Consider the following 15,188-nt stretch of genomic DNA (forward strand, 5'->3'; position numbering starts at 1 on the left):
CGGATGCCGGCCCACCTATCCAGTTGTCACGTCACACCCGCCGTCCGCAGGGATGGCGGGCGCGGCGTTCACTCCTTGACGGCGTCCGCGTCCTCGGCGACCGGGTCGGTCGCCTCGGTGCGCTCGGCCTGGTTGACCACCCGGGCGATGGCCGGCCGGGCGTAGCGGGTCTGGACTCCGGGGGCCACCTCGAGCAGCACCGTGTCGTCGTCCACCCCGGTGACCGTGCCGTAGAGCCCGCCGATGGTGACGACCTCGTCACCCGGGGCGAGCGCCTTCTGCATGGCCTCGGCCTCGCGGCGGCGCTTCTGCTGCGGCCGGATCATCATGAAGTACATGACCCCGAAGAGCAGGGCGATCATGATGATCGGCGTCAGACCACCGGCGCCTCCGCCGGACTCTGCTGCGTAAAGCACGGTGTGCGACCTTCCCATTGGCCCCCCGCCGGCACGAGGCGCCGGAGCGGAGGCGGATTCTCACATCCTGTACAGACCGCGGCGAGTCTAATCCCTGCGCCTGAGAACGCCGAATGCGGTGCAGATCACGTTCGGATCACGGCTGATCGGGCGTGGCGGAGAACAGATCGGGCACGGGCGGGGCATCGGTGCCAAATGTACCATTTGGTGGCGTGCGGCCCAGGTGACGCCAGGCCGCCTCGGTGGCGACCCGCCCTCGGGGCGTACGGGCCAGCAGGCCGGCCCGGACCAGGAAGGGCTCGCAGACCTCCTCCACCGTGTCCGGCTGCTCCCCCACCGCCACCGCCAGGGTGGAGAGCCCGACCGGCCCACCCCGGAACGAGTCGACCAGCGCGGTCAGCACCGCCCGGTCCAGCCGGTCCAGGCCGAGCGCGTCGACGTCGTACACCGTCAGCGCGGCCCGGGCGGTCTCCAGGGTGACCACACCGTCGGCGCGGACCTCGGCGTAGTCGCGGACCCGGCGCAGCAGCCGGTTGGCGATCCGGGGCGTGCCCCGGGAACGGCCGGCGATCTCGGTGGCCCCGTCGTCGGTGATCGGCACGCCGAGGATCCGGGCCGAGCGGTGCAACAGCGCCTCCAGGTCGGCCGGGGAGTAGAAGTCCAGGTGCGCGACGAAGCCGAACCGGTCCCGCATCGGCCCGGTGAGCAGCCCGGAGCGGGTGGTCGCGCCGACCAGGGTGAACGGCTCGACGTCCAGCGGGATGGCGGTGGCGCCCGGCCCCTTGCCGACCACCACGTCGACCCGGAAGTCCTCCATGGCGCTGTAGAGCAGCTCCTCCGCCGGCTTGGCGATCCGGTGGATCTCGTCGATGAAGAGCACGTCGCCCTCGGCGAGGCTGGTCAGGATGGCCGCCAGGTCGCCGGAACGCTCGATCGCCGGGCCGCTGGTCACCCGGATGCCGGCGCCCAACTCGGCGGCGACGATGTTCGCCAGCGTGGTGTTGTGCACCACCAAATCGTTGACGGTGAACGTGTGATCGCCGTCCACGGTCAGGCACCGGCACTCGTGCAGGCCGACCCGCTCCACGGAGACCACCCGGTCCGCGGCGAGCCTCTCCTCGAAGCGGTCCCGACGTGGCGCCCACTGTGCGAGCCGCTCGCCCCGCGCCCCGGTGATCGTCACGCGCTGAACGAAGCGGGCCACGTCATCCTGACTGGTGATGCTCAGTCGCCACGACTCATGAGGTCTGCCCTGGTAGCGTCCCCGCTTGAGCTTCAGCCGGGACTGGACGCCCAGGCGCAGCAGGAGATGCTGTACGTCCGCGAGGAGATCCCTGGAGACGCTGCGGTAATCGACCACGACGTCGTAGCGGTCGCGCCCACGCCGACTCACCGAGCCGTCACAGGCGAAGTACGCGCCGAGGAACGCCCCGACCTGCCAGCTGTCGCCACGGAAGACGAACTCCGGTACGCGCTGCCGCCAGGCGGTCTTGTCGAGGAGTCCGTGCTCCTTCAGCCACGGCCGGAGTCCGCTGATCCGGATCAGGGAGCTCCGGGCGCTGTCGGGCCTCGTGACGTGCGGGTGGCCGAGCCGGTCACACGTCGATCGGAAGTCCGCCAGGACCTCCTCGTCCCCACCGGTGAAGGTCACCTGGTTGCTGGTGCAGCCGTCACCGATCAGGTACCCGGCGAGCTTGTACTCCGCGAGATCCTCGGTGGCGTCGGCGACGAGGTCCGGACACAGGACGTTGGCCAGAAAGTCATCCTCCGTGAGGTCCCCGGCCTTGACCCAGCCCTCGGGCGTCCAGAACGGGTGGTCCGGAGCCGCGACGACCTCCCGTCCGCTGCCGGTACGGATCCGGACGGAGTCGAGTTCGCCCTGTTCGTGCACGGCGGTCACCGCCGCGCCCTCACCCGTACGGGTAATGACGCGATCCCCGACGACGATGTCACCCAGTCGGCGTCGTGAGCCGTCCGCCATGAGCACGAGCGCGTCGACGGAGACGGGCTTGCCCAGCCCCGGTGGCCCTGAAAGGAGAATGTGGTCGGGGGGCGACCCCCGCCGCATCGCGCCCTGGAGCAGCAGGTCGAGCTGGTCGCGGACCCGGTGCTGGGCGATGAACTCGTCGAGCCGCTTCGGCCGGACGCTGGCCTCGGCGTCCCGTTCCGCGTCGTCGGCGTACGCCGAGACCAGGTCGTCGCCGGTCATCGGGTGCGGCCCAGCAGCCGGATGGCCTGCTTGAGCAGGACCGGCACCGGCGGCGTCTCCCCGTCGACCGTCTCCGCGACGGCCGCCACCGCCTGGTCGGCCTGGGCGGCCGTCCAGCCGAGCCCGACGAGGGCCTGGCGGACCTGCTCGGGCCACGCCCCGCCGGTGACCCCGGCCGCGCCGTCGGCGCCGACCGGCACCGGACCGATCCGGTCGCGCAGCTCCAGCACCAGGCGCTCGGCGCCTTTCTTGCCGATGCCCGGCACCCGGGTCAGGGCGGCGGTGTCGGCGTTGGCGATGGCCTTGCGGACCGCGTCGGGGGTGTGCACGGCGAGCACCGCCTGGGCCAGCCGGGGGCCGACCCCGCTGGCCGTCTGGAGCAGCTCGAACAGTTGCTTGGCGTCGTCGTCGGCGAAGCCGTAGAGGGTGAGCGAGTCCTCCCGGACGACGAGGCTGGTGGCGAGCCGGGCGGGCTGGCCGACCCGCAGCTCGGCGAGGGTGCCGGGGGCGCACTGCACCGCCAGGCCGATCCCGCCGACCTCCACCACCGCGTGGTCGGGACCGGTCGCGGTCACCGTGCCGCGCACGCTGGCGATCATCGTGCTCCTCCTCGTCGTACCCGGTCGGCGGCCGCGGCCAGCTTCGACCGCGTGCCGCCGCGCCACACGTGGCAGATGGCCAGGGCGAGGGCGTCGGCCGCGTCGGCGGGCTTCGGCGGCTCGGACAGCCGCAGCAGCCGGGTCACCATGGTCGTCATCTGCTTCTTGTCGGCCTGACCGGAACCGGTCACCGCCGCCTTCACCTCGCTCGGCGTGTACGTCTGCACCGGCAGGCCGGCGCGCGCCCCGGCGAGCACGGCGATCCCGCTGGCCTGGGCGGTGCCCATCACCGTGCGGACGTTGTGCTGGCTGAAGACCCGCTCCACGGCGACGGCGTCCGGCCGGTGCTCGGCGACCAGGTCGGTGAGCGAGCGGTCCAGGTGCAGCAGGCGCAGCGGCAGATCGTCGGCGGGGTCGGTGTAGACGACGTAGTAGGCGATCAGGGTGCAGGGCCGCCCCGGCACGCCCTCGACCACGCCGACTCCGCACCGCGTCAGCCCCGGGTCGACGCCGAGCACGCGCACGCCGCCTCCTCCCCCAGCCGTCAGCAGTACGTGTGTTCGACACCCTACTGGTGCCCGCCGACGGCCGCCGTCCGGGACACGCCGTGCGGGCCCCGGGCCTACCGGCGGGTCGGGTCGGGCTCGATCGCCACGGCGACCACGCGACGGAGCCGGGCCGACGCCGGCCGCCGCGCCGACGCCCACACAGACCCGGGGCGGAGTATGTGTCGCCGCCCCATGTGCCGCCGGCCGCACAGCTCGTAACTTCTTGCGCCATGACGGCAGAACCCGTGGCGGTCCCCCACGTCGTACGCGTCGACCTGTCCGGTCGTAGCGCCCTGGTGACCGGTGGTGGCAGCGGCATCGGCCGGGCCTGCGCCCTGCGGCTGGCGGCGGCCGGCGCGGCGGTGCTGGTGGTGGACCGTAACGTCGAGGCGGCCAAGGCGGTGGCCGCCGAGGCCGGTGGCCGGGCCGAGGGGGTCGACCTGGCCGACCCGGCGGCGGTGGACCGGATCGACGCCGACGTCGACATCGTCGTCAACAACGCCGGCCTGCAGCACGTCGCGCCGGTGCAGGAGTTCCCCGCCGAACGCTTCACCCACCTGCACCGGGTGATGGTGGAGGCGCCGTTCCGGCTGATCCGCCGTGCGCTGCCGCACATGTACGCCCAGGGCTGGGGCCGGATCGTCAACATCTCCTCGGTGCACGGGCTGCGCGCCTCGCCGTACAAGTCGGCGTACGTTTCCGCCAAGCACGCGCTGGAGGGGCTGTCGAAGGTGGTCGCTCTGGAGGGCGCCGCGCACGGCGTCACCGCCAACTGCGTCAACCCGGCGTACGTGCGCACGCCGCTGGTGGAGAGTCAGATCGCCGACCAGGCGGCCACCCACGGCATCGGCGAGGACGAGGTGGTCGAGAAGATCATGCTGGCCCGGGCGGCGATCAAGCGGCTGATCGAACCGGAGGAGGTCGCCGAACTGGTGGCGTACCTGTGCTCGCCGCCCGCGGCGTTCATCACCGGCTCGTCGATCGCCCTCGACGGGGGCTGGACGGCGAACTAGTGGTTGCCCGCACAATGAGCGTCATGTCGTCGCCGGTCGAGTTCCTGGAACTGCTCGCCCGGGAGGCCGCGGCGGTCGAGTTCGAGGGCCCGCTGGTGGCCGCCCGGGCGGCCGGGTTGCCGCCGGAGCGGCTGGCCGAGCTCGAACACGCCAAGGTGGTGGCGTTGCGGGTGCGCGGCCTGCTGGAGCGCCGCCGGCGTCGGGAGACCGAGCTCTCCGGCCTGTACGACACCGCCAGCGACCTGGCCGGCCTGCGTGACCTGGACGACGTGCTGCGGGCGATCGTGCACCGGGCCCGGCACCTGCTCGGCGCGGACGTCGCGTACATGACGCTCAACGACGAGGAGCGCGGCGACACGTACATGCGGGTCACCGACGGCTCGATCTCGGCGAAGTTCCAGCGGCTGCGGTTGGAGATGGGCGACGGGCTGGGCGGCCTGGTGGCCCAGTCCGGCACCCCGTATGTGACCGCGAACTATCCGGAGGACGAGCGGTTCCGGCACACCGGCGAGATCGACGCCGGGGTCGGCGAGGAGGGCCTGGTGGCGATCCTCGGTGTGCCGCTGCGGCTGGGGTCGAGCGTGATCGGGGTGCTCTACGCGGCGAACCGGTCGGCCCGGCCGTTCGCCCGGGAGGAGGTGTCGCTGCTGGTCTCGCTGGCCGCGCACGCCGCGGTCGCCATCGACACCGCCCGACTGCTGGCCGAGACCCGCTCGGCGCTGGCCGAGCTGTCCGCGGCGAACACCACCATCCGGGCGCACAGCAGTTCGGTGGAGCGGGCCGCCGCGGCGCACGACCGGATGACCGCGCTGGTGCTGCGCGGCGGCGGCATGGAGGACGTGGCGGCGGCGGTGACCGACGTGCTCGGCGGGGCGCTGCTGGCGCTGGACGCGGAGGGCCGGCTGCTGGCCCGGGTGGGCGAGATCGGGGAGCCGGACCGGGCCGACCTGGTGGAGGCGGTGGCGGCGTCGCGTACGGAAGGGCGCAGCGTGCGCCGGGGCAACCTCTGGTACGCCGCCGTGGTCGCCGGGGCGGAGAACCTGGGGGCGCTGGTGCTGTGCCCCGACGGCGAACTGGTCGACGCCGACCAGCGGATCCTGGAGCGGGCGGCGCTGGTGACGGCGCTGCTGCTGTTGTTCCGCCGTACCGTGGCCGAGGCCGAGGGGCGGGTCCGGGGCGAACTGCTCGACGACCTGATCGCCCGGCCGCTGCGGGACACCGACGCGCTGCGCAGCCGGGCCCGTCGCCTCGGGGTGGACCTGGACGCGCCGCACGTGCTGGTGGCGGTCGGCGACGACGCGATCGCCGCGACCGGTTCCGCCCGGCAGCGGGTGCTCTCCTGGGCCACCACGTACGCCTCGGCCCGGGGTGGGCTGGCCGCGGCGCGCGACGGTCGGGTGGTGCTGATGCTGCCGGGCCGGGACGCGGGTGGCAGCGCCCGCGCGGTGGCCCGGGACCTGTCCCGGGTGACCGGCCGACCGGTGACCGCCGGGGCGAGCGGGCCGACGTCCGGGCCGGCGGCGCTGGCCACCACGTTCACCGAGGCGGACCGCTGTCTCACCGCGCTCGGGGCGCTGGGCCGCACCGGTGAGGGGGCGAGCACCGCCGAGTTGGGCTTCGTCGGGCTGCTGCTGGGCACCGTCGGCGACCAGGGCGAGCAGGACGTGGCCCGGTTCCTCACCGCCACGGTCGGGCCGGTGGTGGACTACGACGCGCGGCGGGGCACCGCGCTGGTGCGGACGCTGGAGGCGTACTTCGGGGTGGGCGGGAGCCTGGCCCGGGCGGCCGAGCAGCTGCACGTACACGTCAACACGGTCACCCAGCGGTTGGAGCGGGTCGGCCAGTTGCTCGGCGCGGACTGGCAGAAGCCCGAGCGGGCGCTGGAGGTGCAGCTGGCGCTGCGGCTGCACCGGCTGCGTTCCCCGGGCTGATTCCTCAGCGGGCGCGGATGCCCTCCAGCACCCCGTCGACGATCTTCTCGGGGAGGATCCGTTCGTCCAGCTCGGGGTGCCAGCGCAGCATCCGTTGCATCAGCATCGGCCCGGTGAGCAGCGCCATGGTCAGCTCGACGTCGAGGTCGGCGCGCAGGTCGCCGTCGCGGACGCCACGTCGCAGCACCTCGCGCATGAGCTGCCGGCGCGGCTCGATGATGTTCTGGTAGAGCTGGAAGTGGTCCGGGCTCCGGTTCACCTCGGGCACCAGGCACGGCATGATCTTCCTGGCGCGCGGATCGATGTGGTGCCCGACGGCGCCGACCAGCAGCACCAGGTCGTCGCGGACGGAGTGGCCCGCCGGCTGGGGCACGATCCCCTTGAGCCGGCGCAGCGCGTCCAGCAGCAGGGCGTCCTTGCCCGGCCAGCGCCGGTAGATGGTGGCCTTGCCGACGCCGGCGCGGGCGGCGATCGCCTCGATGGACAGCGCCTCGATGGTGCTGCCCTCGGCGAGCAGGTCGAGGGTGGCCTCGACGATGGCCTCGTCCGCGCGGATGCTCCGCGGTCGCCCGGGCGACCGCGGAGCATCCGCGGTGGAAGTCATGTCAGACATTGTCCCCGAACCTACGCGGTTCCGGCCAACTCCCGTCCGCCGACCGCCGGCGCGGCGGACGGCCCCGCCGCCCGGCCGGGGATCCACCGCAGCACCACGAGGATGCCCAGGGCGGCCACCGCCGCGGCGAGCCCCGCCGCCCAGTGCATGGCCGAGACGTACGACTCGTTGGCCGCCGCGACCAGCCTCGGCCCCGCCGGGCCGAGCTGCGCGGCTGCCGCGTACGCGCCGGAGATGGACTCGGTGGCCGCGTCCCGGGCCGAGGCGGGCAGAGCGTCGACGGCGGTGGCGATGTTCGCCCGGTAGGACGCGGAGAGCACCGAGCCGAGCACGGCCACGCCGAGCGCGCTGCCGATCTGACGGATGGTGTTGCTGACCGCGGAACCGACGCCGGCCTTCTCGCGGGGCAGCGCCGACATGATCGACTCGGTGGCCGGCGGCATGATGTTGGCCATCCCGACGCCCTGGAGGAAGTAGAAGAGCAGGACGATCCAGATCGGCGTGGTCTCGTCGACGACGGCGAAGGCGCCGAGGGCCACCGAGGTCAACGTCAGCCCCACGACCGCGACCGCCTTGCCGCCGTAGCGGCGGACCATCGCCGCGCTGCGCGGCGCGAAGACCAGTTGGGCACCGGCGAAGGGGAGGAAGAGCAGGCCGGTCTCCAGCGGGCTGTAGCCACGGACCAGTTGCAGGTAGAAGGAACTGAAGAAGAGCACGCCCATCGCGGCGAAGAAGACCAGCCCGACGATCGCCACCGGCGCGGCGAAGCGGGGCACCCGGAACAGCCGGACGTCCAGCGACGGGTGGTCGCTGCCCCGCTCGTGGGCGATGAACCACGCCAGCACCGCCAGGCCACCGACGATGGCGGCCCAGACCGTCGGACGGCCGAAGCCGTGCTCGCCGCCGTCGATGATGCCGTAGGTCAGCGCGACGAGGCCGACCACCGAGAGCAGCACACCGAGCAGGTCGACGCGACCGGGGTGGGGGTCGCGCGACTCGGGCACCAGCACCGCGACCAGCACGAGGCCGATCGTCACCACCGGCACGTTGATCAGGAAGACCGAGCCCCACCAGAAGCTCTCCAGCAGCGCGCCGCCGAGGATCGGGCCGATCGCCACCGCCAGGCCGACCGCGCCGGCCCAGATGCCGATCGCCCGCGCCCGCTCCCGGGGGTCGAAGACGTTGGAGATGATCGACAGTGTCACCGGCATGATCGCCGCGCCGCCGACACCCATCAGCGCGCGCGCCGCGATCAGTTGGGCGGGGCTCTGGGCGTACGCCGACAGCAACGATGCCAGGCCGAAGAGCGCCAGGCCGATCAGCAGGAACCGACGTCGCCCGTTGCGGTCGCCGAGCACGCCGAAGGTGAACAGCAGCCCGGCGAAGACCAGGGTGTAGGAGTTGATCGACCACTCCAGCTCGCCCTGGCTCGCGCCGAGGCCGTGCACCGGGTCGGCGAGGGTGCGCAGCGCGACGTTGAGGATGGTGTTGTCGAGGACGACGACGAGCAGGCTGACGACCAGCACCCCGAGGATCGCCCAACGTCTCGGATGTCCGGTGTTCTCGTGCGGTTCCATGTCCGGTTCTCCCCCCGGTGCACCCGCACGCGCGAAATACGATACGGGCCAGACTCGTAATGCGCCTGAGCATAGGGCCCATGCTTTCGATACGGAACCGTTCCGTATCGCGTGTGGCGGGCGTCACCATCCTCCCGAGCCGGTCCTGCGCCGGGCACCGGCGGTTCGGCCGAGGAACTCCCCGAACGGCGTCCCGGGGACGCTACGGACTTGATCGCACAGGTGGTTCAGGCCGCGAGTCGACGGAGGGACGCCTGATCCATCTGTGCGATCAGGTCTGTAGCGACCGCACGGTCCCCGGCTGGTCGAGGTTGGGACGGCCTTCGGTCCTGGCGAACGACCGCCAAGCCCTGACCGCCGAACCGGACACCGGACACCACCGGATCCGGAATGGCACTGCCCGGACCGCGAGGTGTGGCCGGTGCCATCGTGGTGGCGGAATGGTGGCCGGGCCGGGGTCGTTACACATGGTCCCGGCGCCGCGAGCCTGGTTCGCCCGTGCCTGCCGGGTCATCGACTTTCCCCAGCGCCTGTCGAGGTGCCCGCACGTCGGCTCGACCCCCATCGAGCGCGACCTGACCGACGAGCAGGTCGGCAACGTCAAGGCGATCATCGCGGCGACGAAGAAGGCCGGGATGGACGAGCGTGCCGCAGTGGTGTCGATCGCGACCGCCCTGCAGGAGTCGAAGTTGGAGAACCTGGGTCACCTGGGTGACCGCAACGACCACGACTCGCAGGGCCTCTTCCAGCAGCGACCGTCCTCGGGTTGGGGCACGGTGGAGCAGATCACCGACCCGGAGTACTCGACGATGGCGTTCCTGAAGGGTCTGAAGCAGGTCGACGGGTGGCAGGACATGCCGCTGACCCAGGCCGCGCAGACCGTGCAGGTGTCGGCCTACCCGGACCACTACGCCCAGTGGGAGCAGCAGGCCGCCGACCTCGTCGCCGAACACTGGAACAGCTGACCCCACCCACAACAACGCTGGCCGGCACCCCACCACGGGGTGCCGGCCAGCGGCGTCTGCATGAAGGGACAGCGGAGCAGATCGACACCGCCACCACCGTCATGTCAGCGCCGAGGGCGGTCAGGGCGGGCCGAGGGGGTCACGGCTGAGGGCGGCTCGGTGGGTCAGGGGCACCGCAGCCGAAGCGGACCAGGCGGTACGCGCGACCGGTGAGCGGGGTCTGCGACCAGACCAGCACAGCGCGCGCACGGGCCCGGACCACGGCGGAGGCCAGCGCCGCCCAGGGCAGCGCCGGCCCGAGCAGCAGGCAGCCCCTCCCCTGCTCGCGCAGCGCCGCGGCGAGGGCGTGCAGCCCGAGGCAGTGCGTCTCGTGCTCGGTCCGCCCGTGCAGCGTCGCCAGCAGCGGCACACACAACTGCTCCCACACCTCGGCCCGACGCGGCGGCGAACTCCAGGACCAGCGCGGCGACCCGGTTGGCGTCGAGGTCCTCCGCGGCGGCGGCGAGCCGCTTGCGGGCCTCCTGCACCGCATCGGCCGGCGCGGGACTATCTGCGACGGGCGGCCATCCACCGCAGGACCAGCGCGGCGACGCTGCCCCAGATCCCGCGCCGGAACAACAGCACGACGAGGACGAAGATACCGCCGGTGACCAGGCCGATGGCCTCGAATCCGGAGAACGACAGCCAGTCCTCCAGCCGGACCACCACCGCCGCGCCGAGCACGCCGCCCCAGAGGGTGCCGATGCCGCCGAGCACCACCACGATGACCGCCTTGCCGGAGGTGGTCCAGTGCAGCACGTCGAGCGAGACGAAGCGGTGACCGACGGCGAAAAGCCCGCCGCCGAGCCCGGCGATGAAGCCGGAGAGGACGAACGCGGTCAGCTTGTAGCGGTGCACCGGGTAGCCGAGGGCGCGGGCCCGGGCCGGGTTGTCACGGATGCCGACCAGCACCCGGCCGAACGGCGAATGAGTGATCCGCCAGGCGGCGGCCAGGCCGAACAGCACGATCGGCAGGATCGCGTAGTAGAAGTAGTAGTCGTCGGTCAGGTCGAGGCCGAACAGCGACCGGGGCACGCCCTGCAGGCCGTTCTCGCCACCGGTGACCGAGCGCCACTCGTTGGCGACGTAGTAGACCATCTGTGCGAAGGCCAGCGTGACCATCGCGAAGTAGATGCCGGTCCGCTTCACCGCCAGGTAACCGATCGGCAGCGCGAGCGCCGCCGCGCCGAACGCGCCGGCCAGCACCGCGACCGGGAACGGCAGGCCGGCGTGGACCGCCACCAGGCCGGTGAGGTACGCCGAGGTGCCCCAGAAGGCCGCGTGCCCGAAGGACATCAGCCCGGTGAAGCCGAGCAGCAGGTCCACCGAGACGGCGAACAGCGCCCAGCAGAGGATGTCCACCGCGACCGCCGGGTAGAGCCCGTTGGGCAGCCAGAGCGCCACGGCCAGGCCGGCGGCGAGCAGTGCGTACCGGACCCAGCCGGGCGCGCGGGCGACGGCGAGCAGCCCGGAGCGGGCCGGCGCGGCCTCGGTGTCCACGGTCGCGGTCATGCCGGTGCCTCCTCACGGCCGAACAGCCCGGCCGGCCGCCAGAGCAGCACGGCGGCCATCACGACGAAGACGATCGTCTGGGACACGATCGGGAACTCGGACAGGTAGGCCTCGCCCCACGCCTGGACCAGGCCGATGCCGAAGCCGGCGGCGACCGAGCCGAAGATGGAGCCCAGACCGCCGATCACCACCACCGCGAAGATCACGATGATCAGGTCGGCGCCCATCAGCGGGTTGACCGCCCGCATCGGCGCGGCGAGCACCCCGGCGAGGCCTGCGAGGCCGATGCCGAAGCCGAAGACCGGGGTCACCCAGCGCCCGACGTCGATGCCGAACGCGCGGGTCAGCTCCGGCCGCTCGGTGGCGGCCCGGACCACCATGCCGATCCGGGTACGGGTGAGCACCCACCAGACGGCGACGCAGAGCAGCACGGCGAAGCCGAGGATGAAGACCCGGTAGGTCGGGAAGTCGAAGAGCCCGAAGTCGACCGAGCCGCTGAGTTCGGCCGGGGTGGCGTACGGGCTGGACTGCACACCGTACCGGGTCTTGACCAGGTCCTGCAGGATCAGCGTCAGGCCGAAGGTCAGCAGGAAGTTGTAGAGCGGATCGAGCCGGGTGAGCCGGTGGATGACCGCCCGTTCCAGCGCCATGCCGAGCAGGGCGAGGCCGAGCGGCATGATCACCAGTGCCGCCCAGAACGGCACGCCGGCCTCACTGAGCAGCACGTACGCCCCGAACGCGCCGAGCATGTAGAACGCGCCGTGGGCGAAGTTGACCACCCGCAGCATGCCGAAGATGACCGCGAGCCCGAGGGCGAGCAGGGCGTAGAACGCCCCGCTCACCAACCCGTTGAACGTGTTCTGCAGGAAGCCGGTCACCGTGCCGCCTTCGTTCGCGACTGCGGGGCTCGCAGAACCGGCTCACTCCTCGCACTCACCCAGCCACCCCCGTTCCGCGACTGCGGGGCCCGCAGAACCGGCTCACTCCTCGCGCTCACAGCTTGCAGTCCGGCGAGGGGGCGCGGAACGCCTCCGCGGCGGGGATGGTCTTGAGCACCTTCACGTAGTCCCACGGCTCGGTGACCTCGGCCTGCGACTTCACCTGGGCCAGGTACGCGTCGTGCACGACCCGGTGGTCCTCGGCGCGGATCTTGCCGTTGCGCAGGAAGACGTCGTCGACGGTCTTGCCCTCCAGGCCCTCGACGACGGTGTCGGCGTCGTCGGTGCCGGCGGCCTGCACCGCCTCCAGGTACTGGGTGGCGGCGGAGTAGTTGGCCGCGTGGGCGAAGGTGGGCCGGGTGCCGGTCTCCTTGGAGAACCGGTCGGCGAACTCCCGGTTGCGCTGGTCGAAGTTCCAGTACCAGGCGTCGGTGTAGGTGGTGCCGGCCAGCGCCGCCGGGGTCAGCGAGTGGATGTCGGTGAGGAACATCAGCCCCACCGCCAGCCCGACGCCCTTGTCCCGCAGCTTGAACTCGTTGTACTGCTTGACCACGTTGACCAGCTCGGCGCCGGCCTGCATGGTGCCGAGCACCTGCGGCTTCGGGTTCAGCGTCGGGGCCTTCAGCAGGAAGGTCGAGTAGTCGCCGCTGGTGTTCGGGAAGGGCGCGCCGTCCTTACCGACGACCGTGCCGCCCGCCGAGGTGATCGCGGCGGAGAAACTCTTCTCCATGTCCTGACCGAAGGCGTAGTTCGGGTAGAGGATGTACCAGTTCTTGCCGATCTGCTCGGTGGTGGTCTTCCCGGTGCCGTTGGCCAGCATGTACGTGTCGTACGCCCAGTGGAACGTGTACCTGTTGCAGCTCTTGCCGGTCAGCTCGGTGGTGGCCGCGCCGATGTTGAAGTAGAGCCGCTTCTTCTCCTTCGCCACGTCGGCGACCTTCAGCGCCGCCGACGAGGTGGGCACGTCGAGGATCAGGTCGACGCCCTTGCGGTCGTACATCTCCTGGGCCTTGGCGTTGGCCACGTCCGGCTTGTTCTGGTGGTCGGCGGTCTCCACGGAGATGTCCTTGGTGACCGCCCGGTCGCCGTGCCTGGCCTTGAAGTCGGCGATGGCCATCTCCACCGCCTGCACCGAGTTGCGCCCGGACAGCTCCGAGTAGGCCCCGGACTGGTCGTTGAGCACCCCCAGCACGATCTTGTCGCCGGTCAGCTTCTGGTCGCCGTCGGACTGCGGGCCACCGCCGCCGCAGCCCGCCACCAGCAGCACCGCCGCCGAGGCGGCGGCCACACCCACGCTCTGACGCATGTCATCCCCTTCGTGCCGCGCACATCGGTGCGGGTCAGCCGTCGATTCAGATGCCGAGGTACGCCAGCAGCTCGCGCTCCCGCGAGCGCACCTCGGAGTTGGCCAACGCCTCCACGACGCGCCCCTCGGCCAGCAGGTAGTGCCGGTCGGCGACGCCGGTGGCGAAGTGCAGGTTCTGCTCGACCAGCAGCACGGTCACGCCGTGCTGCTTGGCCTCCCGCAGCAGGTCGCCGACCTGCTGCACGAGCAGCGGCGACAGCCCTTCGGTGGGCTCGTCGCAGAGCAGCAGCCGGGCACCCATCCGCAGCACCCGGGCCAGGGCGAGCATCTGCTGCTCGCCGCCGGAGAGCATGGTCGCCGCCGAGTCGCGCCGCTGGAACAGGGCGGGGAACGCCTCGTAGATGCGTTCCAGGGGCCACGGGTCGGGACCGACCCGGGGCGGCAGTGTCAGGTGCTCGGTGACGCTGAGGGTGGCGTACGCGCCACGGTCGTCGGGGACCCAGCCGAGACCGGCCCGCGCCCGCCGGTACGCCGGCAGCCGGCCGATGTCCCGCCCGTCCAGCTCGACCGTGCCGCGCTGGCCGGGGTGCAGCCCCATCAGGCAGCGCAGCAGGGTGGACTTGCCGGCGCCGTTGCGCCCGACCAGGGTGACCACCTCGCCGGCGGCCACGTCCAGGCTCACCTCCCGCAGCACCTGCGCCTCGCCGTACCAGGCGGAGAGGGTGTCAATGCGCAGCATCAGCGGCTCCCAGGTAGGCGGTGATGACCCGCTCGTCGGCGCGGACCTGCTCGTAGGGGCCCTCGACGAGGACCTTGCCGGCCTGTAGGACGGTGACGGTGTCGGCGAGCCGGCCGACGACGCTCATGTTGTGCTCGACCAGCACCACCGTGCGTCCCTGCCGAACGGTGGCGATGAGGTCGACGGTGCGGTCGACGTCCTCCAGTCCCATGCCGGCGGTGGGCTCGTCGAGCAGCAGCACCTTCGGGTCGAGGGCGAGCGCGATGGCCAACTCCAGGGCACGCTTGCGTCCGTAGGCGAGGGCCTCGGCCGGGGCCTCGGCGAGCGCGGCGAGACCGACCATGTCCAGCAGCTCGTCGGCGCGGTCCCGGTAGCGGCGCATCAGCGTCGCCGAGCGCCAGAACCGCCAGCCGAGCCCGCTCGGGCTCTGCAACGCCAACTCGACGTGTTCCCGGGCGGACAGCTGCGGGAAGAGGCTGGTGATCTGGAACGAGCGGGCGACGCCGAGCCGGGCCACCCGCTCCGGCGGCAGGCCGGTGACGTCCCGGCCGGCCAGCGCGATCGTGCCGGCGGTCGGCGGCAGGAAGCCGGTGAGCAGGTTGAACAGTGTGGTCTTGCCGGCGCCGTTCGGGCCGACCAGGGCGTGCACGCTCTCCGGGGCGATGTCGAGGTCGACGTGGTCGACCGCGCGGAAGCCCCGGAAGTCACGGGTCAGTCCGCGCGCCGCCAGCAGCGCTTGCCCGGCCATCGCCTCCACCTCCGCAGGTCACCCGCGACGGCCGG

Annotated in this window: 14 protein-coding genes and 3 pseudogenes; 3 read left to right on the forward strand and 14 right to left on the reverse strand. The window is 72.2% G+C overall.

The genetic code is table 11. From position 1 onward, the window contains the following. Positions 1-68 precede the first annotated feature (68 nt). The 6 genes and pseudogenes from yajC to ruvC all read right to left on the reverse strand — a co-directional run bounded on the left by yajC (position 69) and on the right by ruvC (position 3,748). A complete protein-coding gene (gene yajC, locus GA0070560_RS22175; RefSeq protein ID WP_170839525.1) occupies positions 69-416 on the reverse strand; it encodes a preprotein translocase subunit YajC in 348 nt (115 codons plus the stop codon). Positions 417-552: 136 nt separating this feature from the next. Then, positions 553-1,620: a Holliday junction branch migration DNA helicase RuvB gene (gene ruvB / locus GA0070560_RS29585; RefSeq protein ID WP_425412694.1), complete on the reverse strand. Its 1,068-nt coding sequence runs from the start codon at positions 1,618-1,620 to the stop codon at positions 553-555. Next, positions 1,609-2,397, reverse strand: a pseudogene (locus tag GA0070560_RS29590) (LAGLIDADG family homing endonuclease); the annotation flags it as partial. The gene ruvB and the pseudogene GA0070560_RS29590, both read right to left, overlap by 12 nt. 17 nt (positions 2,398-2,414) lie before the next feature. Then, positions 2,415-2,625, reverse strand: a pseudogene (locus GA0070560_RS28340) (Holliday junction branch migration DNA helicase RuvB); the annotation flags it as partial. Continuing rightward, positions 2,622-3,224, reverse strand: coding sequence for a Holliday junction branch migration protein RuvA (ruvA, locus tag GA0070560_RS22185; RefSeq protein ID WP_088978427.1), 603 nt, complete (start codon positions 3,222-3,224; stop codon positions 2,622-2,624). The gene ruvA and the pseudogene GA0070560_RS28340, both read right to left, overlap by 4 nt. After that, positions 3,221-3,748 (reverse strand): crossover junction endodeoxyribonuclease RuvC, encoded by a 528-nt coding sequence (ruvC, locus tag GA0070560_RS22190; protein ID WP_091301062.1) that lies wholly within the window; start codon positions 3,746-3,748, stop codon positions 3,221-3,223. Before ruvC ends, ruvA begins: the two co-directional genes overlap by 4 nt. Before the next feature lie 254 nt (positions 3,749-4,002). On the opposite strand from ruvC, the gene GA0070560_RS22195 reads away from it, so the two are divergent. Both GA0070560_RS22195 and GA0070560_RS22200 read left to right on the forward strand, forming a co-directional pair. Further along, on the forward strand, positions 4,003-4,785 hold the full coding sequence (locus tag GA0070560_RS22195) for a 3-hydroxybutyrate dehydrogenase (protein ID WP_091301064.1): 783 nt from the start codon (positions 4,003-4,005) through the stop codon (positions 4,783-4,785). A gap of 14 nt (positions 4,786-4,799) precedes the next feature. Continuing rightward, on the forward strand, positions 4,800-6,716 hold the full coding sequence (locus GA0070560_RS22200; protein WP_091301066.1) for a helix-turn-helix domain-containing protein: 1,917 nt from the start codon (positions 4,800-4,802) through the stop codon (positions 6,714-6,716). Positions 6,717-6,720: 4 nt separating this feature from the next. Here the strand turns inward: GA0070560_RS22200 and GA0070560_RS22205 are convergent, their stop codons facing one another. Together GA0070560_RS22205 and GA0070560_RS22210 are read right to left on the reverse strand one after the other, a co-directional pair. Further along, positions 6,721-7,329 carry a TetR/AcrR family transcriptional regulator gene (locus GA0070560_RS22205; RefSeq protein WP_091301068.1) on the reverse strand — a complete coding sequence of 203 codons (609 nt, stop codon included), beginning with the start codon at positions 7,327-7,329 and terminating at the stop codon, positions 6,721-6,723. Positions 7,330-7,340: 11 nt separating this feature from the next. Then, positions 7,341-8,906: an MFS transporter gene (locus GA0070560_RS22210; protein ID WP_091301070.1), complete on the reverse strand. Its 1,566-nt coding sequence runs from the start codon at positions 8,904-8,906 to the stop codon at positions 7,341-7,343. 572 nt (positions 8,907-9,478) lie between these two features. Here GA0070560_RS22210 and GA0070560_RS22215 point away from each other — a divergent pair. Then, positions 9,479-9,871: pseudogene (locus GA0070560_RS22215) on the forward strand (hypothetical protein); the annotation flags it as partial. A gap of 139 nt (positions 9,872-10,010) precedes the next feature. Here GA0070560_RS22215 and GA0070560_RS22220 read toward each other — a convergent pair. The 6 genes from GA0070560_RS22220 to GA0070560_RS22245 all read right to left on the reverse strand — a co-directional run bounded on the left by GA0070560_RS22220 (position 10,011) and on the right by GA0070560_RS22245 (position 15,153). Beyond that, positions 10,011-10,280, reverse strand: coding sequence for a hypothetical protein (locus GA0070560_RS22220; RefSeq protein ID WP_211565951.1), 270 nt, complete (start codon positions 10,278-10,280; stop codon positions 10,011-10,013). 137 nt (positions 10,281-10,417) lie between these two features. After that, positions 10,418-11,422, reverse strand: a complete 1,005-nt coding sequence (locus GA0070560_RS22225; RefSeq protein ID WP_091301072.1) for a branched-chain amino acid ABC transporter permease — start codon at positions 11,420-11,422, stop codon at positions 10,418-10,420. Then, positions 11,419-12,300: a branched-chain amino acid ABC transporter permease gene (locus GA0070560_RS22230; protein ID WP_091301074.1), complete on the reverse strand. Its 882-nt coding sequence runs from the start codon at positions 12,298-12,300 to the stop codon at positions 11,419-11,421. The genes GA0070560_RS22225 and GA0070560_RS22230 overlap by 4 nt, the downstream gene beginning before the upstream one ends. Before the next feature lie 115 nt (positions 12,301-12,415). Continuing rightward, positions 12,416-13,666, reverse strand: a complete 1,251-nt coding sequence (locus GA0070560_RS22235) for an ABC transporter substrate-binding protein (RefSeq protein ID WP_091301076.1) — start codon at positions 13,664-13,666, stop codon at positions 12,416-12,418. A 46-nt stretch (positions 13,667-13,712) separates the two neighbouring features. After that, on the reverse strand, positions 13,713-14,405 hold the full coding sequence (locus tag GA0070560_RS22240; protein ID WP_091301078.1) for an ABC transporter ATP-binding protein: 693 nt from the start codon (positions 14,403-14,405) through the stop codon (positions 13,713-13,715). Further along, positions 14,392-15,153 carry an ABC transporter ATP-binding protein gene (locus tag GA0070560_RS22245; protein ID WP_091301080.1) on the reverse strand — a complete coding sequence of 254 codons (762 nt, stop codon included), beginning with the start codon at positions 15,151-15,153 and terminating at the stop codon, positions 14,392-14,394. Before GA0070560_RS22245 ends, GA0070560_RS22240 begins: the two co-directional genes overlap by 14 nt. Positions 15,154-15,188 lie beyond the last annotated feature (35 nt).

The organism is Micromonospora halophytica (assembly GCF_900090245.1).
Lineage (GTDB): Bacteria > Actinomycetota > Actinomycetes > Mycobacteriales > Micromonosporaceae > Micromonospora > Micromonospora halophytica.